Annotated in this window: 19 protein-coding genes; 12 read left to right on the top strand and 7 right to left on the bottom strand. The window is 64.4% G+C overall.

What is annotated here, in order from left to right:
• Positions 1–51 precede the first annotated feature (51 nt).
• The 4 genes from WQQ_RS15285 (at position 52) to WQQ_RS15270 (ending at position 3,509) form a co-directional block, all read left to right on the top strand.
• Positions 52–1,722 (top strand): nitrite/sulfite reductase, encoded by a 1,671-nt coding sequence (locus tag WQQ_RS15285; RefSeq protein WP_007186124.1) that lies wholly within the window; start codon positions 52–54, stop codon positions 1,720–1,722.
• Positions 1,719–2,225 (top strand): DUF934 domain-containing protein, encoded by a 507-nt coding sequence (locus tag WQQ_RS15280; RefSeq protein ID WP_007186123.1) that lies wholly within the window; start codon positions 1,719–1,721, stop codon positions 2,223–2,225. Before WQQ_RS15285 ends, WQQ_RS15280 begins: the two co-directional genes overlap by 4 nt.
• 196 nt (positions 2,226–2,421) lie before the next feature.
• Positions 2,422–3,201 (top strand): hypothetical protein, encoded by a 780-nt coding sequence (locus WQQ_RS15275; protein WP_007186122.1) that lies wholly within the window; start codon positions 2,422–2,424, stop codon positions 3,199–3,201.
• A 29-nt stretch (positions 3,202–3,230) separates the two neighbouring features.
• Positions 3,231–3,509, top strand: a complete 279-nt coding sequence (locus tag WQQ_RS15270; RefSeq protein WP_007186121.1) for a hypothetical protein — start codon at positions 3,231–3,233, stop codon at positions 3,507–3,509.
• Positions 3,510–3,574: 65 nt separating this feature from the next.
• Here WQQ_RS15270 and serS read toward each other — a convergent pair whose 3' ends face one another.
• The 5 genes from serS to WQQ_RS25115 all read right to left on the bottom strand — a co-directional run bounded on the left by serS (position 3,575) and on the right by WQQ_RS25115 (position 9,901).
• Positions 3,575–4,855 (bottom strand): serine--tRNA ligase, encoded by a 1,281-nt coding sequence (gene serS, locus WQQ_RS15265; RefSeq protein WP_007186120.1) that lies wholly within the window; start codon positions 4,853–4,855, stop codon positions 3,575–3,577.
• A 68-nt stretch (positions 4,856–4,923) separates the two neighbouring features.
• Complete coding sequence (gene crcB, locus WQQ_RS15260) at positions 4,924–5,289, bottom strand: fluoride efflux transporter CrcB (protein WP_202800671.1); 366 nt, start codon at positions 5,287–5,289, stop codon at positions 4,924–4,926.
• 17 nt (positions 5,290–5,306) lie between these two features.
• A complete protein-coding gene (locus tag WQQ_RS15255; RefSeq protein ID WP_007186118.1) occupies positions 5,307–6,677 on the bottom strand; it encodes a replication-associated recombination protein A in 1,371 nt (456 codons plus the stop codon).
• Positions 6,674–7,327 (bottom strand): outer membrane lipoprotein periplasmic chaperone LolA, encoded by a 654-nt coding sequence (lolA, locus tag WQQ_RS15250; RefSeq protein ID WP_007186117.1) that lies wholly within the window; start codon positions 7,325–7,327, stop codon positions 6,674–6,676. The genes WQQ_RS15255 and lolA overlap by 4 nt, the downstream gene beginning before the upstream one ends.
• A 51-nt stretch (positions 7,328–7,378) precedes the next feature.
• Positions 7,379–9,901, bottom strand: coding sequence for a DNA translocase FtsK (locus WQQ_RS25115; RefSeq protein ID WP_007186116.1), 2,523 nt, complete (start codon positions 9,899–9,901; stop codon positions 7,379–7,381).
• Between the two features lie 253 nt (positions 9,902–10,154).
• On the opposite strand from WQQ_RS25115, the gene WQQ_RS15240 reads away from it, so the two are divergent.
• The 5 genes from WQQ_RS15240 to infA all read left to right on the top strand — a co-directional run bounded on the left by WQQ_RS15240 (position 10,155) and on the right by infA (position 13,521).
• Positions 10,155–10,493 (top strand): hypothetical protein, encoded by a 339-nt coding sequence (locus WQQ_RS15240; protein WP_007186115.1) that lies wholly within the window; start codon positions 10,155–10,157, stop codon positions 10,491–10,493.
• A gap of 44 nt (positions 10,494–10,537) precedes the next feature.
• A complete protein-coding gene (locus WQQ_RS15235; protein WP_007186114.1) occupies positions 10,538–11,704 on the top strand; it encodes a GNAT family N-acetyltransferase in 1,167 nt (388 codons plus the stop codon).
• A gap of 20 nt (positions 11,705–11,724) precedes the next feature.
• A complete protein-coding gene (gene aat / locus WQQ_RS15230; protein ID WP_007186113.1) occupies positions 11,725–12,468 on the top strand; it encodes a leucyl/phenylalanyl-tRNA--protein transferase in 744 nt (247 codons plus the stop codon).
• A 43-nt stretch (positions 12,469–12,511) separates the two neighbouring features.
• Positions 12,512–13,210 (top strand): arginyltransferase, encoded by a 699-nt coding sequence (locus WQQ_RS15225; protein WP_040454207.1) that lies wholly within the window; start codon positions 12,512–12,514, stop codon positions 13,208–13,210.
• Positions 13,211–13,302: 92 nt separating this feature from the next.
• Entirely contained in the window at positions 13,303–13,521 is a 219-nt protein-coding gene (infA, locus tag WQQ_RS15220) for a translation initiation factor IF-1 (RefSeq protein WP_007186111.1), read from the top strand.
• A 142-nt stretch (positions 13,522–13,663) separates the two neighbouring features.
• On the opposite strand, the gene clpA is transcribed toward infA, so the two are convergent.
• Positions 13,664–15,955: an ATP-dependent Clp protease ATP-binding subunit ClpA gene (clpA, locus tag WQQ_RS15215; protein ID WP_007186110.1), complete on the bottom strand. Its 2,292-nt coding sequence runs from the start codon at positions 15,953–15,955 to the stop codon at positions 13,664–13,666.
• Positions 15,955–16,275 (bottom strand): ATP-dependent Clp protease adapter ClpS, encoded by a 321-nt coding sequence (gene clpS, locus WQQ_RS15210; protein WP_007186109.1) that lies wholly within the window; start codon positions 16,273–16,275, stop codon positions 15,955–15,957. Before clpS ends, clpA begins: the two co-directional genes overlap by 1 nt.
• A 368-nt stretch (positions 16,276–16,643) precedes the next feature.
• Here clpS and gspC point away from each other — a divergent pair, with 368 nt between their 5' ends.
• The 3 genes from gspC (at position 16,644) to gspE (ending at position 21,252) form a co-directional block, all read left to right on the top strand.
• Positions 16,644–17,543, top strand: coding sequence for a type II secretion system protein GspC (gene gspC / locus WQQ_RS15205; RefSeq protein WP_007186108.1), 900 nt, complete (start codon positions 16,644–16,646; stop codon positions 17,541–17,543).
• Positions 17,544–17,625: 82 nt separating this feature from the next.
• Entirely contained in the window at positions 17,626–19,749 is a 2,124-nt protein-coding gene (gspD, locus tag WQQ_RS15200; protein WP_007186107.1) for a type II secretion system secretin GspD, read from the top strand.
• A gap of 15 nt (positions 19,750–19,764) precedes the next feature.
• Positions 19,765–21,252 (top strand): type II secretion system ATPase GspE, encoded by a 1,488-nt coding sequence (gspE, locus tag WQQ_RS15195; RefSeq protein ID WP_007186106.1) that lies wholly within the window; start codon positions 19,765–19,767, stop codon positions 21,250–21,252.
• The last annotated feature ends 107 nt before the right edge of the window (positions 21,253–21,359 follow it).

Here is a 21,359-nt window from a genome sequence, read left to right as displayed (position 1 = left end):
GCTCGCTGCTGGCCTTGCATCCCTTGTCGCGACCAGCAGCTTGGAAACCCGATGTACCGCTACGACCAATACGATCAATCCCTGGTGGACGAGCGCGTCGTCCAGTTTCGGGATCAGACGCGCCGTTTCCTGAGCGGCGAACTGCCGGACGAAGAGTTCCGCGCCCTTCGCCTGCGCAACGGCCTTTATGTACAGCGCTTCGCCCCGATGCTGCGCATCGCCGTGCCCTACGGCCTGCTGTCGAGCGCCCAGCTGCGCATGCTCGCGCACATCGCGCGCACCTACGACAAGGACTACGGCCACTTCACCACGCGGCAGAACCTGCAGTTCAACTGGCCCGAACTGGCCCGCGTTCCCGACATCCTCGCCGACCTGGCCTCGGTGCAGATGCACGCCATCCAGACCTCCGGCAACTGCATCCGCAACATCACCAGCGATCACCTCGCCGGCGTCGCCAAGGACGAGCTCGTCGACCCTCGCCCGTACTGCGAAATCACCCGCCAGTGGGCGACCTTCCACCCCGAATTCAACTGGCTCCCGCGCAAGTTCAAGATCGCCTTCGCGGCGACCACGAGCGACCGCGCCGCCATTCGCGTGCACGACATCGGCGTGCAGATCGTCCGCAACGAAGCCGGCGAACTCGGCTATACGGTCTACGTCGGCGGCGGCCTGGGCCGCACCCCGATCATCGGCGTGAAGATGCGCGAGTTCCTGCCGGAGCTCGATCTGCTGTCGTATTTCGAAGCGGTGCTGCGCGTCTACAACCGCCTCGGTCGCCGCGACAACATGTACAAGGCGCGCATCAAGATCCTGGTCAAGGAAACCGGCGCCGACAAGTTCCGCCAGATGGTCGAAGCGGAGTGGGAACAGATCAAGGACGGCGATCTCAAGCTCGCGCCGGGCGACATCGAGTTCATGAAGTCGCGCTTCGACGAGTTCGAATACGAAGCCAGCGCGGCCGACGACAAGACCTACGCCGAGCAGCTCGCCAAGGACAGCGCCTTCGCCGCCTGGGCCAAGCGCAATCTGGTCGAGCATCGCGTGCCGGGCTATCACATTGTCTTCGTCTCGCTGAAGGCTTCGGGCGTCGCGCCGGGCGACATCACCTCGACGCAGATGGACGCCGTCGCCGAGCTGGCCGATCGCCACTCGTTCGGCGAAATCCGCGCGACGCACGACCAGAACCTGGTGCTCGCCGACGTCAAGCAGGCCGATCTCTATGTCGTCTGGCAACGCCTGAAGGAACTCGGCCTGGCGACGCCGAACATCGGCCTGCTGACCGACCTCATCTGCTGCCCGGGCCTCGATTTCTGCTCACTCGCGAATGCCGGTTCGATCGGCGTCGCTCAGGAAATCTTCGATCGCTTCGAGAACCTCGACGACCAGCACGACGTCGGTCCGATCAAGGTCAAGATGTCGGGTTGCATGAACGGCTGCGGCCATCACAGCGTCGGCCATATCGGCATCCTGGGCGTCGATAAGAAAGGCGAAGAGTGGTATCAGGTCACGCTCGGCGGCTCGGCCGAGAATGACGCCAGCCTCGGCGACCGCACCGGCCCGTCGTTCGCACGCGACGAAATCGCCGACGCGATCCAGAAGATCATCGAAATCTACCTCGAGCTGCGCAACAGCGAGGACGAGAGCTTTCTCGCCTGCTATCGCCGCGTCGGCATGGCCCCGTTCAAGACGCGCATCTACGCCAGCGAGGCGGAATCCGCATGACGCTCGTTCGAGAAGGGGCAATCACCGAAGACGACTTCGTTCGCCTGGCCGATGACGCCGCCATACCCTTGTCGGGCAAGGTGCTGGTCGGCTGGGATCGCTGGAGCGCGGAACTGTCCGCGCCAGCCTCCGAGGCGGCCCGCTTCGGCGTGCAGTTGCCCAATACGCTGGACGTGATCCATCAATGGCCCCAGTTGCAACATCTCGCCATGATCGCGCTGAGCTTCCCCGCGTTCGCCGATGGCCGGGCCTATAGCCAGGCTCGCCTGCTGCGCGATCGCCTGGGGTTCAAGGGCGAGCTGCGTGCGGTCGGCAACGCCGTGGTGCGCGACCAGATGCAGAGCCTGCAACGCTGCGGCTTCAATTCCTTCGAGCTTCGCGCAGACCAGGACGCCGCCGAATGCATCGCCGCCCTGCATGATTTCAGCCAGGCTTATCAGCCGGCGGCCGACCATCTTCCGGGCGTCCTCGGAGCTCGCCGGCGCACGGCCGCGGCGCGGTAACCTGGGGAACAAGCTGTCCAAATTCGCCCGAGGCGGGCACTTTGCCTGGGAAATTTCCGCAAGTATTATCAGGCTATATTGTTGCAGTGCACGAATTCGCTCGCGTCCGCTTGCGAATCCCGAGAACCGATCGGCATAATCGCTGCAATAGGGCGTAGTCGATTTTCATAAAAGTTAATAGCAATAGGGAGTCAGCATGCAGAAAACGATTTTGGCCACGCTTGGAATGGCCTGCCTCTTCGCAGCCACCCAGGCCTCGGCCCAGCAGACGGCCGCGCCAGCCACTGTTGCTGCCCGCCCGACGTTGGGACTCGCAGCTGCTTCGTTCCAGGCGCCGGTCGGTTTCGGCGCCAGCTGGGGCGCTGTTGGCGCCGGCGTTTACGCGCAGACGCTGGACAACCTTCCGGGCGGCGGCGATTCGGATGGTGCCGCGGGCGTCGTGATCGGTCTCGGCGATGCGAGCGAGTACGCCGGCCTGGAACTCGGCGCGGTGTTTTCCTCGCTGACCGGCGACAACAGCGACGACTCCTTCGGTGACTCCGGCTCGTTCGCGGCCAAGCTGCATACCAACCTCCCGGGCAATGCCGCTTTCGCCATCGGCGTCGTGGGCGCTCAGGAATGGGGCAGCTCGGGCTTCAAGAATGCGAACAGCTCGAGCGTCTACACCGCGGTGACCAAGGCCTTCCGCCTCGGGAACCACGTGGCGATCCTGAATCTCGGCGCCGGCGACAACGTCTTCAACTCTCCCGACAAGAATGGCATCGGCGTCTTCGGTTCGGGCTCGTTCTACTTCACCCAGTGGCTGTCGGTCATCGGCGAGTACAGCGGACGCTTCGCGAACGCTGCCGTGTCGATCGCTCCGCTGCCCAAGTATCTGCCGTTGACCATCACCCTCGGCGCCATCAATCTGACCGAGAAGTATGGTCAGGATGTCGAGTTCGGTGGCAGCGTCGGCATCGGTTATTCCTTCAAGTAAGCGCAGATTGATCTGCACGGAGCATTGCAATGATGAAGTCAGGCACGCTTAAAGTTGCGGCTGTCATGTCGCTGATGCTGTCAGGAATTTCGGTCGCCGCGGCTCAGAGCGGTGGTAGCGGTGCTTCCGGCAGTGCCGGCGCCACCATTGACACGGGTGCCGGCGGCGCTCTTGCTGGTGCCAGCCCGAGCAACAACCCTGGTGTTGCGTTTATCAATGGCAGCACGCTGACGGGGCCCGTTGGGCTGGTCGTGGAAGTCTTCTCCGGCGCCAACTCCGAAAGCTCCGAGCGCGAACGCGGGAGCTGAAACTCTCCGCTTACATAAAGAAACGGCCCCTTTTTGGGGCCGTTTCTTTGTCGGCGATTGATAACCTAGCGGATTGCGGTAATCGATCCCATGTACGGTTTCAACGCCTCTGGAACCGAAATGCTGCCGTCGGCCTGCTGATAGTTTTCGAGAATCGCGACCAGGGTTCGGCCGACCGCCAGCCCTGAGCCGTTGAGCGTGTGCAAGAGTTCGTTCTTGCCTGCGGCTGTGCGATAGCGCGCGAGCATGCGGCGGGCCTGGAAGTCCTCGAAGTTCGAGCAGGAGCTGATCTCGCGATAGCGATTCTGCGACGGTAGCCAGACTTCGATGTCATAGGTCTTGGCCGCGTTGGCGCCCATGTCGCCCGTGCAGAGCACGACGACGCGATAGGGCAGGCCAAGCTTCTGCAGAATCTTCTCCGCGTGACCGGTCAGCTCTTCGAGCGCCTCGTTCGAACGCTCCGGCGTCACCGCGTGCACGAGTTCGACCTTCTCGAACTGATGCTGACGGATCATGCCCTTGGTATCTCGGCCGGCCGCACCGGCTTCGGCGCGGAAGCACGGCGTATGCGCGACCCATTTGCGTGGCAGTGATTCGGCGCTCTGGATCTCATCGCGCAGCAGATTGGTGACCGGCACTTCGGCGGTCGGGATCAGCGACCAGCCGAGGCTGCCTTCGTCACCCGCGCTCAGCGTGAACAAGTCGTCGCCGAACTTCGGCAGCTGCCCGGTTCCGCGCAGGCTCGCCGAATTGACGATGTACGGAACGTAGAGCTCCTCGTAGCCATGCTCCTGCGTGTGCACGTCGAGCATGAACTGCGTGAGTGCACGATGCAGGCGGGCAAGCTGACCCTTGAGCACGGTGAAGCGCGCGCCGGTCAATTTCGCGGCGGCGGCGAAATCCATCAGGCCAAGTGCCTCGCCGAGATCGGCGTGGTCCTTGGCGCCTTCGGCGGGGCGCAGCGTGCCCCAGCGACGCACTTCGACGTTGTCGTTCTCGTCGCGGCCTTCGGGCACCGATTCCTGCGGAATGTTCGGCACGCGCAGCAGAAAATCTTCGAATTCGGCCTGCAGCGCGGCAAGCTTCTGCTCGTTGCCCGCGAGCTTGTCCTTGATCAGTTCCATGTCGGCCAGGATCGGGGCCGCATCCTCGCCCTTGGCCTTGGCTTGGCCGATGCGCTTGGACCCCGCGTTGCGCTCCGCCTGCAGCTTCTCGGTTTCACTCTGCAGCTGCTTGCGCGAAGACTCGAGTTCGTTGAAGCGCGTCAGGTCGAAGACATAGCCGCGGCGAGCGAGCTGCTGAGCGATCGCTTCCGGATTGGCGCGTAGGCGCTTGGGGTCCAGCATGGGAACGGTCCAGTCGAAAAACGGGCGCGCAGTATAAGCGCTGGGGCTCGTCCAACCGCGCCAAAAGCCTATAGCGCCCGCCCGAACCAGTAGCCGAGCGCGCAGGCGCCGATGCTCAGCAGCACGTTGGCGCCGATGTTGAGCAGCGCGAGCATCCCCTGCCCGTCGCGCCAGAGCGTCAGGGTTTCGAGCGAGAAGGCCGAGAAGGTCGTGAAGCCGCCGAGAAAGCCGGTGGCGAGCGCCAGGCGCAGGGTTTCAGAGAATTCCTGGCGCGTCTGCACCCAGCCGGCGATCGCGCCCATCGCCAGGCCACCGACGACGTTGACCGCCAGCGTCGCGGCCGGAAACAGGCCCAGGCTGCCGCGCAGCAGCTGGTTCACGCCAAAGCGCGCGCCAGTTCCGAGCGCCCCGGCGAACATTACGGCGAACCACACGCCGAAAGCACCCGAATTCACTTGCCGGCCCCACGCTTGGCCGCGCGCAACTGGGCGAGCTTGTCGCCGATCTTGGCCTCGAGCCCGCGCGAGGTCGGCGCGTAGAACTCGCTGCCGACGAGCGCGTCCGGCAGGAACTGCTGGCCGACCGCGACCGCGCCGTCCTCGTCGTGATCGTAGCGATAGCCCTGGTTGTAGCCGAGATCCTTCATGAGCTTGGTCGGGGCGTTGCGGATGTGCATCGGCACTTCGAGCGTGCCGGTGCGCTCGACCAGCGCGCGCACCGTGTTGTAGGCCGTGTAGACCGCGTTGCTCTTGGGCGCGACGGCCAAGTAGACCACGGCCTGGGCCAGCGCGAGCTCGCCTTCGGGGCTGCCGAGGCGCTCGAAAGTGTCCCAGCCGTCGAGGCAGAGCTGCTGGGCGCGCGGATCGGCCAGGCCGATGTCCTCGACCGCCATGCGCACGAGCCGCCGGGCCACGTAGCCCGGATCGACGCCGCCGTCGAGCATGCGTGCGAACCAGTACAGCGCCGCATCCGGATCGCTGCCGCGCACCGATTTGTGCAGGGCCGAGATCTGGTCGTAGAAGTTCTCGCCCTGCTTGTCGAAGCGGCGAAAGCCGCGCCCGAGCAGACGTTCGAGCAAAGCGTCGTCTGCTTTTTTGGGCGTGCCGGCGCGGTTCTCGGCGCGCCAGAGTTCGACCGCGGTTTCGAGCAGGATCAGCGAGCGGCGCGCGTCGCCGTCGGCGGCCTCGGCCATGCGCTGCAGCCAGCTTTCGGGCAATGCGTCGGCCGGCTCGCCGAGCCCGCGTTCGGGATCGACGAGCGCCCGGCGCAGCAGCAGCAGAATCGCCTCTTCGTCGAGGGCGCGCAGCACGAACACGCGCAGCCGCGACAGCAGTGCCGAATTGAGCTCGAACGAAGGGTTCTCGGTGGTTGCGCCGATCAGCACCACGGTTCCGTCCTCGACGAACGGCAACAGCGCGTCCTGCTGGCCCTTGTTGAACCGATGGATTTCATCGACGAACAACACCGTGCGCTGCGGGTGCAGGCCCTCGAGCGCCTGCTTGGCTTCCTGCGTCGCCTCGCGGATTTCCTTCACGCCCGCGAGCACGGCCGAAAGCGTCAAAAAGCGCGCTTCGACGTGCTGGGCGACGAGCCGGGCGATGGTCGTCTTGCCGACGCCGGGCGGCCCCCAGAACACCATCGACGGCGGGCGACCGGCTTCGAGCAGCGTTCGCAGCGGGGCTCCGGCACCGAGCAGATGCCCCTGCCCGGCCACCTCGTCGAGATTGCGCGGCCGCATGCGCTCGGCCAGCGGCACCGAACTCGGCGCCTCGCGATCGCGTCGCCCGCCAGCTGCTGAGCCGCCGGAGCCGCGAGCCGTCATTCCGTGGTCCGCTGCGGTCCGCCGCCCGACTCGACCACTTCGACGCCCTTGGGCGGCTTGAAGCGCAGCTGGGTCTCGTCGATCTTGCCGTTGACCTGAATCTGGCTGAAGGCCACTTCGGTGCGGTTGCCGATGCGGTCGAGGAAGACCATGCGATCGGGCGCTCCTCGGCTCAGCCAGAGCTCGATCGCCTCGAAGTCACCGTCGGCGTTCAGCGGGCGCAGGCGAACGCCTTCGCTGCCCTGCCGCTGGCCGAGTTCCTCGATCGAAAACTGATCCGTCAGCGTGGACTTCTGCGCGAGCAGCGCAGCCGGCGTTCCGCTGAGCGCTTCGGCGGCCGGGCGCACGGTGACCTGCGACAGGTCCGGATCGTAGAGCCAGATCTTCGCCCCGTCGCAGACCATCAGCTGATCGTACGGCTGCGTATAGCTCCAGCGGAAACGCCCGGGGCGCGAAAGAATCATCTCGCCCGAACTGCTCGCCAGCTTTTCGCCGCGCTCGTTGGTCTGGATCTGCGTGAATTTCGCGCTGACCGTACGGGTGTCGTTGACGAAGCGCTTGAGCTCGTCGGCGCCGCCGGCCGGCCAAGCCGGCTGGCTCGCGAGCAATCCGAAGATGATGGCTGAACAAAGCTGGAGTCGTTTGAGCATGGAAGATCGCAAAAGTTGGGAAACCGTAGCTTCAGACCGCCGCGCCAGCATTTAATCCCGCCCACCGGGCGCGAGAATTTCGCGATTGCCGCCTGGGCCACTCGGCCCGACGAGCCCGGACGCCTCCATCTGCTCGACCATGCGTGCCGCCCGGTTGTAGCCGATCTTGAGCCGGCGCTGCACCCACGAGACGCTGGCCTTGCGCGTCTCGATCACCAGCGCGACGGCCTGGTCGTAGAGCGGGTCGGTCTCGACATCGTCGCCGCCGTCGCTGACCGGCTTCTCGACGACTTCGTCGGCGAGAATGTCTTCGATGTAGTTCGGCTCGCCGGTCTGCTTGAGATAGGCGACGACCTTGTGCACTTCGTGATCGTCGACGAAGGCGCCGTGCACGCGCGCCACGTTCGAAGCGCCGATCGGCCGGTACAGCATGTCGCCGTGACCGAGCAGGGTTTCGGCGCCCTGCGTGTCGAGAATCGTGCGGCTGTCGATGCGCGAAGCCACCTGAAACGCGACGCGCGACGGAATGTTGGCCTTGATCAGGCCGGTGATGACGTCGACGCTCGGCCGCTGCGTCGCCACGATCAAGTGAATGCCGGCCGCACGCGCCTTCTGCGCGATGCGCGCGATCAGCTCTTCGACCTTCTTGCCGACCACCATCATCATGTCGGCGAGCTCGTCGATGACGATGACGATGTGCGGCAGCGTCTTGAGGTACACCGGCTCGCCACCGACTTCGTCGAACAGCTCGGGCGTGGCCTTGGTGGGGTCTGGAATCGGCTCGCCGGCCGCTTCGGCCTCTTCGACCTTGCGATTGAGACCCGCGAGGTTGCGCACGCCCATCGCGGTCATGAGCCGGTAGCGACGCTCCATTTCGGCCACCGACCAGCGCAGCGCGTTGGCCGCGTCCTTCATGTCGGTAACCACCGGCGTCAGCAGGTGCGGAATGTCGGCGTAGACCGAGAGCTCGAGCATCTTCGGATCGACGAAGATGAAGCGCACCTGCTCGGGCGTGGCCTTGTAGAGCATCGACAGGATCATCACGTTGATCGCGACCGATTTGCCCGCGCCCGTGGTGCCGGCGACGAGCAAGTGCGGCATCTTCGCCATGTCGACCGACATCGGGTTGCCCGCGATGTCCTTGCCGAGCGCCATCGTCAGCGGCGAGGTCGAATTGTTGTAGCTGCTCGAATCGAGAATTTCGCGCAGATACACCATCTCGCGCTTCTGGTTCGGAATCTCGAGGCCGACGAAGGGCTTGCCTTCGATGACCTCGATCACGCGCACGCGCGACACCGAAAGCGAGCGCGCGAGATCGTTCGACAGATTGGTGATTTGCGCACCCTTCACGCCCGGCGCCGGCTGTAGCTCGAAGCGCGTGATCACCGGCCCCTGCATCGCGTTGACGGCCTGCACCTTGATGCCGAAATCGGCCAGATGCTTCTCGACGTCACGCGACAGACGGTCAAGTTCTTCGGGCGTGTAGCGCTTGCCCGAAGGCTTGGGCGGATCGAGCAGCGTCAGCGGCGGAATCGGGTCGCCGTCGAACGGCGGAACCACCGGCGCTTCCATTTTCGCAGGCTTGCGCGTCGGTTTCGGCGGCCTTGGCGCTTCGGCCGGCGAATCGAGTTCGGCGAGCATCGCCGGCGGCGGGACGGACAAGCCGAGGCCCGGCTCGACAGCCGGCTCGACTCCGTATTCGCTGAGCAGCGGACTGGCGCTGACCCGCGGTTCGCGGCGACGCGGAGCGACCGGCGCCGGCTCGACATCGCCTTCCACGCCCGGAAGATCGAGCTGGTTGTCTTCGGCGATGATGTCGGACGAGCGATCGAGCAAGGGAATCTTGCGACGGCGCAGCCAGGAGGTTTCGGCTTGCGGCGTCAGCGCCTCGATGGTCGGCTGCTCGTCCTCCGCTTCGTCTGTGTCCTCGATGCCACCGCCGCCCTGTTCGAAGCGACCGCGCGACGAGGTCCACAGGCGCATCGCCATCGCGCCGACGGCATCGAGCACGCGAACCCACGAAAACATCAGTGCAAGCGGCAAGGTCGCGAGCGTGGCGGTCAGCAGCAACAGGCTCGCGCCGACCGTGTTCAGCAAGCCGACCAGCCAGCCGCTCAGCGCGTGGCCGACAATGCCGCCAGCTCCTTGCGGCGGAAACGACCCGAACACGCCGATGTGCATGGAGCAGATGGCGGCGAAGCTCGGCAGCAGCGCGAGCCAGGCGAAGGCGCGTACCGGCCAGGGCATCGCCGGAGCATCGGTCTCACCGCGATAAATGCGAATGCCGAGCACGAATACCGCCCACGGCAGGAAGAACGCCACGTAACCGACCAGGCTCAGCAAGACATCGGCGATCCAGGCGCCGACGCCGCCGATCAGATTGCGCGCCGGCTCCCCGGTGCCCGACGATGACCAGCCCGCATCATCGGCGTGATAGCTGATCAGCGCGGCGAGCAGAAACAGCGTCAGTCCGACGCAGACCAGCAGAGCGGCCTCGCGCGGCAGGCGTTCCAGCCAGCCGGCTTCAGCGTACTGGTCAGTGGCCTGGGATTTGCTTTTGAGCACTTGAAGCATCGATCCGTCGTTCCGCGAAAACGGGCTGGCGGATCGCGGTAAGAGAAGAGTGGAGCACGGGTTGAGTATAGCAAGCGAGTTCCGCCGCTCATCCGGGCTGCACCGGGTTGCAATGGCGGGCCGCAGAAGGGCTGGAGGCACCGGATAACGGGCTTGAAAAGGACTGCACAACCTTCAGATAGGAGACAGGTCGCCAGCGCGACCATCCATACGCGATCATTACTGGATCGAATTTCTCAACAGGAGGGCGGACATGACGAGCCATGTGCGGCACTTCGTTCTGACCGGCGATGGCCGGATTCGTGAATTCTCTGCCGAGCTGGCCGCTCGTGTCGCAGGCGGTGCGAGCCCGATGCCGGAATTCGCCGACGCCTGTGTGCGCTATCTGCAGCTCACGCTTGATGACGAAGCGGAAACCGAGACCGAGATCCGCATCCAGAGCGCGGGGGCGAGCATTCGCTTCGACGCCGAAGGCCGGCTGCTGGAAGCCGGCCCTGCGAAGCCCGAGGAGCAGATCAGCGGCTTCGAACACGACGCTGTCGTGCAATGGGTGCTACGTGATCGGCCGCAAGTCGGCCCGACTTTCCACTGACCACTGCCCCCGCCGGAGCAAGGCCGCGAGACGATGGCGGAGACTTGCTGAAAGATGCGAGTACGTCCGTTGCCGGCCTGCGGCTTTCTTTCATCGATTCCCTGTCTTCACTCGCCGCCGACGACTGGGACACGTTGTTCGAAGGCTATTCTCCGTTCGTCCGATACGCTTACCTCGCCGCGCTTGAGCGTTACGGCTGTGTGGGCTCGGAGACCGGTTGGCGCCCCTTTCATCTGATCGCGACGGATGACACGGGGCAGCTCGTCGGAGCGGTTCCGCTCTATCTCAAAGCGCACTCCTACGGCGAGTTCGTCTTCGACTTCGGCTGGGCCGACGCCAGTCGCCGGCTTGGTGAGCCTTACTACCCCAAGCTGCTCAATGCGATTCCGTTCACGCCCTCGGTCGGCCCACGCATCGGCGCCGTTTCAGCTGCGGTCAGGACGGTGCTCGTCGATACGCTCAAGCAACAACTCAATGAGCTTGGGGTGTCCTCGGTCCACGGTTTGTTCGCTGCCGATACCGACGCGAGCGCCTTCGCCGATTCAGGCTGGCTGCAACGCACCGATTTGCAGTTTCAGTGGTTTAATCAGGGCGATACCGACTTCGCCGGCTTCGTTTCGAGACTCGCCGGCGACAAGCGCAAGAAGATTCTGCGCGAACGCCGCCGGGTGGCCGAAGCCGGCATTCACTTCGAATGCCGTCCCGGCGATGCGCTCAGCGAGTCCGAGTGGATGAGCGTTTACGCGCTCTATGCGAACACCTACGAAGAACGCGGCCAGGCGCCCTACCTGACCCCTGAATTCCTGCTCGATTACGGCGGCACGGCGGGCACGCCGATGCGCGTAATCCTGGCCTACGAAGGCCCCCGCCTCGTCGCCGCCGCCCTGACCCTGCAGTCCGGCGATACCCTTTACGGACGTCACTGGGGTGCGGCCGATCACTATCACAGCCTGCATTTCGAGTGCTGCTACTACCAGGGAATCGAGCTCTGCTTGCGCCAGGGCCTGCAGCGCTACGACGCCGGCACGCAGGGCGAACACAAGCTCGCGCGCGGATTCACACCAGTGGTCACGCGATCCTTCCACCTGCTCCGCAATCCGCGCCTTCATAGTGCCGTTGAGGACTTTCTGATGCGCGAACGTCAGCTCGTGGAAGCCCGGCGGCGGGAACTGATGCAACATAGCCCTTACCGTCAGCTCACCCCACTTTGAGCTCCGCGCCGGGGAGTTTCATGGACAATCCGATCCGCTTGCACTGGTTGGACCCGCGCGACCCGCATCAGCCATTTCCGTCGCCGCATCTGGCGATGCGCGATCCCAACGGACTGCTCGCCATCGGTGGCGATCTGTCGATGACACGGCTGATCCGCGCCTACTCGCAGGGGATTTTCCCCTGGTACAACCCCGACGAGCCGATTCTGTGGTGGAGCCCGGACCCTCGCGCGGTGCTGCTGCCCGATGCGATGAACGTCTCCCGCTCGCTGCGCAAAAGCATTCGGCGCGACGACTACGCCGTCACGCTCGACACGGCTTATACGAGCGTACTGGCGGCCTGCGCCGGAACGCGCCGTCACAGCCGCGGAACCTGGCTCGGACCCGATATGCGCTTGGCCTATGAGGAACTGCATAGGCGCGGCTATGCACACAGCGTGGAGGTCTGGCGTGGCGGTGAGCTCGTCGGCGGTCTTTACGGGGTGGCTCTCGGGCGCGCATTCTTCGGTGAATCGATGTTTTCGCGAGCCAACGATACGTCGAAGATCGCGCTGTTCTGGCTCTGCGAGCAATTGCGGGCCTGGGACTTCCGGCTCGTGGATTGCCAGGTTGCCTCCGAGCATCTCAAGACACTCGGCGCCGTCGATGTTTCCCGAGAGCGTTTCCTGAACCTGCTGCGCCCCGCCGTGAATCTGCCCGGCCGTACCGGCCGTTGGCGGTTCGACCTGCCAGCGCCCGCCGGGCGCGAGCATCTGGCAATCTAAACTCCAGTTGGAAACCGAGCATCACGAGACAGTACGCGGCACCATGGAACGAATTCGGTTGTATCTGAGCACGGAGCACCCCTGCGGCTATCTGCCACAGCGAACCGCGCGCAGCCTGTTCGTCGATCCCGACTTCGCCTTGAACCCGCAACGTTACGAAATGTTGCTGCAGCAGGGCTTCCGCCGCGGCGGCGATCATGTCTACCGTCCGCGCTGCAATGGCTGCGCAGCCTGCATTCCGGCACGCATTCCAGCGGCCATCTTCATGCCGAATCGGTCGCAGCGTCGTTGCTTTCAGAACAACGCGGACCTGCAGTTGAACATTCGCCAGGAGCTGACCGACGAGCAATTCGAGCTCTATCAGCGCTATTTGCGCGGCCGTCATGCCGGTGGCGGCATGAACCCCGAGGACAAGCCGGGCTTTCACAATTTTCTCGACTGCGGTTGGGGCACGGCCGAGTTCTGGGAGTTCCGCCAGGACGGCCGGCTAGTCTGCTGCGCCGTCGTCGATCGCACGCCACTCGCGCTATCGGCGGTTTACACCTTCTTCGATCCGGACATGGTCGATCGCAGCCTCGGCACCTATGCCGTGCTGCGCCAGGTCTTGCACGCCAAGCAGACCCAAATGGATCATGTCTATCTCGGTTACTGGGTACCGGGCAGCCGCAAGATGGAGTACAAGCGCAACTTCAAACCGCTCGAAATCCTGTCCAGTCGCGGCTGGCAGGCGCTCGAAACCTGAGCCGCGCGTGGAGCCCTTGACATCCGGTTGCTGTAATGGCTGTAAACGCGGATAATGCCGGGCTACATTTGTAGCTCCCAGCTCAACAGGTAATGGCGAAAGAAGATCATATCGAGATGCCCGGCACGGTCGCCGAGACCCTGCCCAATACCACTTTCCGCGTCAAACTCGACAACGGTCATGTGGTGACGGCTCACATTTCAGGTCGCATGCGGAAGAATTACATCCGCATCCTGACCGGCGACAAGGTCACGGTACAGCTGACGCCGTACGACCTCACGAAGGGACGCATCACCTTCCGCGACAAATAACGATCGAGGGATCGGCCGGCCGTTCACCGATGGTTCGGGCGCATCGACTCAAGATCAAACGATTAAAAAGCCAGTGAATCTCAGGACAACAAAAAAGCCCGCCTAGCGGGCTTTTTTGTTGCTTTCGCCTTGGTCACATAGCTCAGACCGGCTCGAGCTGTGGTGCCTTCTCGCGCGCCTCGATCTCGAAGTCGATCTTGTCGTTCTTGACGCCGACATGCACCCGGCCACCCTGCGCGAGCTTGCCGAACAGCAGCTCTTCGGCGAGCGGACGCTTGAGGCTGTCCTGGATCGTACGCGCCATCGGGCGAGCGCCCATCTTTGGATCGTAGCCGCGCGTGGCAAGCCAGGCACGCGCGTCGTCGTCGACATCGAGCTGCACGCCTTTACTCGCGAGCTGTTCTTCGAGCTGCACGAGGAACTTGTCGACCACGCGCGAGATCTCGGCCGGCCCCAAGGGGGCGAACGGAATGATCGCGTCGAGACGGTTGCGGAACTCCGGCGTGAACATCTTGCGGATCACTTCCATGGCGTCGATCGTGTGGTTGTGCTCCACGAGGCCGATCGAACGGCGTGAGGACTCTTCCGCGCCCGCATTGGTCGTGAGAATCAGAATCACGTTGCGGAAATCCGCCTGGCGACCGTTGTTGTCGGTCAGCTTGCCGTGGTCCATGACCTGCAACAGCAGGTTGAACACGTCCGGATGCGCCTTCTCGATTTCGTCGAGCAGCACGACCGCGTGCGGATGCTTGATCACGGCCTCGGTCAGCAGGCCGCCCTGGTCGAAACCGACATAGCCAGGGGGAGCACCGATCAGGCGGCTGACCGTGTGGCGTTCCATGTATTCGGACATGTCAAAGCGAATCAGCTCGATGCCGAGCAGCGAGGCGAGCTGCTTGGTAACTTCGGTCTTGCCGACGCCGGTCGGACCCGCGAGCAGGAAGTTGCCGATGGGCTTGTCCGGATTGCCCAGGCCTGAGCGCGACAGCTTGATGCTCGAAGACAGCTGCTCGATCGCCACATCCTGGCCGTAGATCGTGAGCTTGAGATCGCGCTCGAGCGAGGCGAGCTTGTCGCGATCGTTCGACGACACGCTCTTCGGAGGAATGCGCGCGATCTTGGCGATGGTTTCTTCGATGTCGCGGACCTGCACGGTCTTGCGGCGCTTCGACTCTGGCAGCAGGCGCAGGCGCGCGGCGGCCTCGTCGATGACGTCGATGGCCTTGTCAGGCAGATGACGGTCGGTGATGTGACGCGCCGACAGTTCGACGGCCGAGCGCAGCGCTCCGCGTGTGAACTGCACCTGGTGATGCTCCTCGAAACGCAGCTTGAGCCCTTCGAGAATCTTCACGGTGTCGTCGACCGTGGGCTCGGACACGTCGATCTTCTGGAAGCGGCGCGCGAGCGCACGATCCTTCTCGAAGATGCCGCGATATTCCTGGTACGTGGTCGAACCGATGCAGCGCAGCTCGCCCGACGACAGCAGCGGCTTGAGCAGGTTCGAAGCATCCATCACGCCGCCACTCGCCGCACCGGCCCCGATGATCATGTGGATCTCGTCGATGAACACGATCGCACCGGGCTGCGTGGTGAGCTCCTGCATCACGCTCTTGAAACGCTTTTCGAAGTCGCCGCGGTACTTCGTGCCGGCGATCAGGCTACCGAGATCGAGGCTGTAGACGATGCTGCCCTTGAGCAGATCGGGCACGCGGTCTTCGACCACGAGCCAAGCCAGCCCCTCGGCGATCGCGGTCTTGCCGACGCCGGCTTCGCCGACGAGCAGCGGGTTGTTCTTGCGCCGACGGCAGAGCGTCTGCATGACGCGCTCGATCTCATGCTCGCGGCCGATCAAGGGATCGATCTGGCCACGCGCGGCGCGCTCGTTGAGGTTGACCGCGAACTGCTCGAGCGCAGTCTTTCCGTTGGCCTTGCCGTCTTCCTTGTCCTCGCCATCCTGCGACGATTCCGGCGCGGACGGCGGCTGCGCGGGACTGCTGCCGTTCTTGCTGATGCCATGCGAGATGAAGTTGACGACGTCCAGGCGCGTGACGCCCTGCTCGTTGAGCAGATAGACCGCGTGGGTGTCCTTTTCGGCGAACAGCGCGACCAGCACGTTGAGCGTGGTGACCTGCTTCTTGCCCGCCGCCTGTACGTGATAGATGGCACGCTGCAGGACGCGCTGGAACGACAGCGTGGGCTGAACCTCGACCTGTTCGATCGAATCGCGGTTCGAGTGGATGTTCTGGCGAATGTAGTCGCGCAGCGCCTGTTCGAGCTTTTCGAGGTCCGCGCCACCGCCGGTCAGCACTTCGGAAACATTGGTGTCCGACAGCAAGGCCAGCAGCAGATGTTCGACCGTCAGCAACTCGTGGCCTTCGCCACGCGCTGCGAGAAAGGCGGCATCCAACGCTTTTTGGAGTTCATCGCTGAGCATTAAGCCTTCTCCATGACGGTGAGCAGCGGGTGTTGATGCTTGCGTGCGTAGGCGTTGACCTGCGCCGTTTTGGTTTCCGCGATCTCGACCGGAAATACGCCGGCGACACCGCGACCTTTGGTATGAACGTGGAGCATGATCTGCACCGCCGTCTCCCGGGAATGATGAAAAAACTGCTGCAAAACCTGGACCACGAATTCCATCGGCGTGAAGTCATCATTGACGACGATCACTTTGTACATGGGCGGCTGCTGCAGACGCGGCTTGGATTCCTCGACGACGAGGTCGCGAATTTCGTCTCGCTTGGTGTTGCTGCTCATGATCCTAGTGTAGCGCTGCCCCTGCAAAAAACGAGGGCCGTCAGGGCGGACAGTCTGGGGGCTCTACAGCGGCGTGCGGTCGTGGTCATCTGATCGATTAATGGATACGTCGGCGGTGCATTCAAGTACCCCTCGATCGTGCTGAACCCAGTCCTTTTCGCTTTTTCCTAAGCTGTTTGTGACAGCAGAAACTGGCGATCCGTTCACCGTTCCGATCACCGAGGAACAACCTGCGGGCAATCGCTCGGAGTGCCCCCGATTCGGCACGCAAGGTGGGGCGTCGCTCATTTGTATCGGTTGTTTACAGACACTGGCCACCCTCTCGAAACATGGTGTGATCTGTAGCAATCAGCGGGTTATGATGGTCCATGCTCGTCATTTCAGAATCCGTTCAGGGCTCGGCTGTCCGTGCCTACGAGAAGCACGGCCACTGGCTGCGTACGGCTGGCCTGCTCGTACTGACCGCGACAATCGCGAAGCTGGCGGCGCAATTCGTCTGGCTCTGGGTGCCGGTCCCGGAATCGGCGCAATGGAAACCCGCGCCGGTGGCGGCGAGCGGAACCGCGGCATCGGCCCCCAAAGGACCGGATGCCCAGCTGATCGCCAGCGCCCATCTGTTCGGCGACTACCAAGCCCCGGCAGATGCCAGCCTGGATCGCATGGACAAGGCCCCGGACACCCGCCTGAACCTGACGCTGCTCGGCATTCTGGCGGCCGATCAGGACAAAGGCTCCCGCGCCCTGATCGCCGACGGCGGCGGAGACGAAAAACCGTACTCGGTCGGCGACAAGGTGCCCGGGGGAGTCAAGCTGCAAGCCATCTTCCCGGACCGCGTCATCCTCTCCCGCGACGGCCAGCTCGAAACCCTGCGGCTGGACAAGGAAAAAGCTCCGAGCTCGCTTCAGGCGAACGCGGCACCGGCGTCGTCGCCCCCCTCGACGGTCAGCGACGAGACCACCGAAATGCTTGCCAAGGTCCGCGAGCAGCTGCTCCAGGATCCGAGCAAGGCTGCCGACTACATCCGCGTACAACCGGCCAACGTCAACGGTGAACAGCGCGGTTATCGCATCTATCCGGGCCGTGACCGCAGCCTGTTCAACAACGCCGGATTGCGCCCGGGCGATATCGTAACCTCGCTCAACGGTACGCCGCTCAGCGATCCCGCACAGGCACTACAGATGCTGGCCGACGTGAGCCACTCGCCGACCCTGAGCTTGACCATCGAGCGCGGCGGCGTGCAGCAGAACGTGGTGGTCAACTTTCACTAGGCGGCAAAAAAGCGGTACAAGTCTTCAGCTTGTCTCATTCATCATCTATTTAGCTCCGTTCTCGGGTTTCGCCGACGATCACATGACGCCTTCCTCATTCGCCCGGCGCGCCGCCCTTGGTTTGCTTGCCTTGGCCGTTTCCCTGCCCGCCTGGGCGCAAGTCACCCTCAATCTCAAGGACGCCGACATCAGCACGCTGATCGCGACGGTCAGCGAGGTGACGGGCAAGAACTTCATCGTCGACCCGCGCGTGAAGGGCAAGGTCACGGTGGTGTCGTCGAGCCCGATGGACTCGGCAGGTGTTTATGAAACCTTTCTGGCTGTGCTGCAGGTGCAGGGCTTCGCCGCGATTCCGGCCGGCGAGGCGATCAAGATCGTCCCTGAAACCAACGCACGCTGGGACGGCGGCGGGCTGAACTCGGGCGGCGTCGGCCTGCCGATCGACGAGGTCGTCACCCACGTCTACAACATCCAGAACGTCTCGGCCGCCCAGCTCGTGCCGATCCTGCGCCCGCTGGTCCCGCAGTGGGGCCACCTGGCCGCCTATGCACCGTCGAACATGCTGATCATCTCGGATCGCGCGGCCAACGTCGTGCGCCTCGAGAAGCTGATCCGCCAGATCGACACCTCGAGCGATCGCGAGATCGAGATGGTGCAGCTCAAGTATGCGGGCGCGGCCGAAGTGGTCCGCACGCTGACCGCGCTGACCCAGGGCAGCAAGAATGCGGCCGACGCGAGCGTCCAGCCGGCCGTGGTGCTCGCGGACGAGCGCTCCAACAGCGTGCTCGTCGGCGGCGACAAGGCCGATCGCCAGAAGATGCTCGACATCATCCGCCGGCTCGACATCCAGATCGGCGAAGACGGGGCGACGCAGGTCGTCTACCTGCGCTACGCCAGCGCCGAAAATCTCGCGCCGATTCTCGAAGGCTATGCCCAGCAGGCGACGCAGGGCGATCGCAATGGCGCCCAGGGCGGCGCGGCGGCTCCGACCGCGGCCAGCGCGGGCGCCAATGCGAGCGGCGTCAAGGTGCTGGCCGACAAGGACACCAACGCATTGATCATCACCGCCCCGCCCAAGGCGATGCGGATGGTGCGCGATGTCGTCGCCCAGCTCGACATCCGCCGTCGCCAGGTGCTCGTCGATGGCATCGTGGCCGAAGTCTCGGCCGACAAGTCCAGCCAGCTCGGCGTCGACTGGGCCGTCTACAACGGCGACAAGATCGCGGCCGCGGGCATCCTGAATCCCAATTCGCTCAGCGCCATCGCCGGCGCGGCCCAGGCCAGCAGCACGGCCGAAGCGATCGCCAGCGTCGTCGGCCAGGGCGTGACGCTCGGCGGCGGCAGGATCGCCACCGGCGGCGGAACCAGCTTCGCCCTGCTGCTCAGGGCGCTCAAGGGCGACGGCAACACCAACGTGCTGTCGCAGCCTTCGCTGCTGACGCTCGACAATGAGGAGGCCGAGTTCTCGGTGGGGCAGGAAGTGCCGTTCCTGACCGGCTCGTACAGCAATACCGGCACCACCAGCAGCAGCGGCCTGGTCAACCCGTTCCAGACCGTGGAGCGCAAGGACGTCGGCCTGAAGCTCGGCATCACCCCGCAGATCAACGACGGTGGCGCGGTCAAGCTCAAGCTCAAGCTCGAAATCTCGAGCCTCGCCTCCACCGCGACGTCCGCCGTCGACCTCGTGACCAACAAGCGCACGCTCAACAACACGGTGACGGTCGAGGACGGCCAGATCCTGGTGCTCGGCGGCCTCATCGACGATTCGCTCAACGATTCGCGCTCGGGGGTTCCGTTCATCAGCGACATTCCGCTGATCGGCTCGCTGTTCAAGTACCGCTCGGTCACGCGCACCAAGCGCAACCTGATGGTCTTCATCCGCCCGGCGATCCTGCACAAGCAGGCCGACGGCGATTACTACACGCGCCGCAAGTACGACATTTCGCGCGAGGCCCAGCTGATGGGTTCCGCCGGCTCGATTCCGCTAATCGGTGGCCAGCGTCCGATCATGTCGCCGTTCGATACGGTCAATCAGCCGCGTCCGCCCGAGCCGGCATCCGGCCCGGCCCCGCAGTCCGCCAACAACGGCGCCTACGTGCCGCCGACGGCCCAGGAAACGCCGCCGGCCCCCACCCCGCCGACCGGCGCAGCGCCGGCGCTGCCGGTGCCGCTGCCCGCCGATCCGATCCCGGCGACGCAGCCTTAAGCGCCGGTCCGTCGTATGGAAACCCCGTTGCGGCGTCCGCCGTTCGCTTTCGCCAAGCGCCACGGCCTGATCGTCACCGAAGACCGCGTCGATCACGTGCTGGTGGCCGCGCGCCCGGGCGCCACGCTCGATGCGCTGCAGGAAACGCGGCGCTTCGTCGGCCGGCCGGTGCGCCTGCAGAACGTCACCGGGCCCGAGTTCGACGCCCTGCTCTCGCGCACCTACGAAGGTCAGACCGCGGCCACCGCGAGCCTCATGCAGGGGCTCAACGACGAGGAAGACGCCGACCTCGACGCCATCGCCCACGCATTGCAGGAAAACCAGGATCTGCTCGAATCGAGCGACGACGCGCCGGTCATCAAGTTCATCAACGGCCTGCTCGTCGAAGCGATCAAGGAGAACGCCTCGGACATCCACGTCGAGACCTTCGAGAATCGCCTGACCGTGCGCTTCCGCGTCGACGGCGTGCTGCGCGAGATCATGTCGCCTCCGCGTGCGCTGGCGCCGCGCCTGGTCTCGCGCATCAAGGTCATGGCCAAGCTCGACATCGCCGAAAAGCGCCTGCCGCAGGACGGCCGCATCAGCCGCGCCTTCGGCGGCCGCAAGGTCGACGTGCGTGTGTCGACGATTCCCACCGGCGTGAATTCCGAGCGCGTGGTGATGCGTATTCTCGACAAGCAGGCCGACCGGCTCGACCTCGAGCAGATCGGCATCGCCGGCGAGCAGATCGAAATGCTCCGGCGCATCATCTTCCGCCCCTACGGCATCCTGCTCGTGACCGGCCCGACCGGTTCGGGCAAGACGACGACGCTGTATTCCGCGCTGTCGGTGCTCAACGACCGCAGCCGCAACATCATGACCGTCGAAGATCCGATCGAGTACTACATCGACGGCGTCGGCCAGACCCAGGTCAACAGCAAGGTCGAAATGACGTTTGCGCGCGGCCTGCGCGCGATCCTGCGTCAGGATCCGGACGTGGTCATGATCGGTGAAATCCGCGACCTCGAAACCGCCGAGATCGCGGTGCAGGCTTCGCAGACCGGTCACCTGGTGCTGTCGACGCTGCACACCAACACCGCCGTCGGCGCAGTCACGCGTCTGCGCGACATGGGGGTGGAGCCGTACCAGCTCAGTTCTTCGCTCGTCGGCCTGATGGCCCAGCGCCTCGTGCGCACGCTCTGCAAGCACTGCAAGCAGCCTTACGAGGCGAGCACGAGTGAGAAGGAACAGCTCGGCCTCGATCCCGCCCAGCCGCTGGTGCTGTACAAGCCGGTCGGCTGCCCGCAGTGCCGGCACATGGGCTTTTTGGGCCGCAGCGGCATTCACGAGATCATCGAAGTCGATCGCAAGCTCGAATCGATGATTCACGACGGCGCCAGCGAGCAGCAGCTCGAAGATTACGCCCGCACCATGAGCATGGGCATTCTGCAATCGGGCCGGAACAAGGTCATCGCGGGTTACACCACGCTGCGCGAAGTGCTGCGTGTGACGGTGGAAGAGTAGCCGTGAGACGGGGAACGGGAGACGGAAGACGTAACCGCGGCGTGTTCGTACTCTGCCGCCGTTTCTCCGACTTCGCCGCCTCGGCTTGTCCCGCCTCCCGTCTCCCG

This window comes from Hydrocarboniphaga effusa AP103 (assembly GCF_000271305.1).
Lineage (GTDB): Bacteria > Pseudomonadota > Gammaproteobacteria > Nevskiales > Nevskiaceae > Hydrocarboniphaga > Hydrocarboniphaga effusa.
The sequence above is the reverse complement of the archived record's forward strand: the minus strand, read 5'-3'. Positions and strand labels throughout refer to the sequence as shown.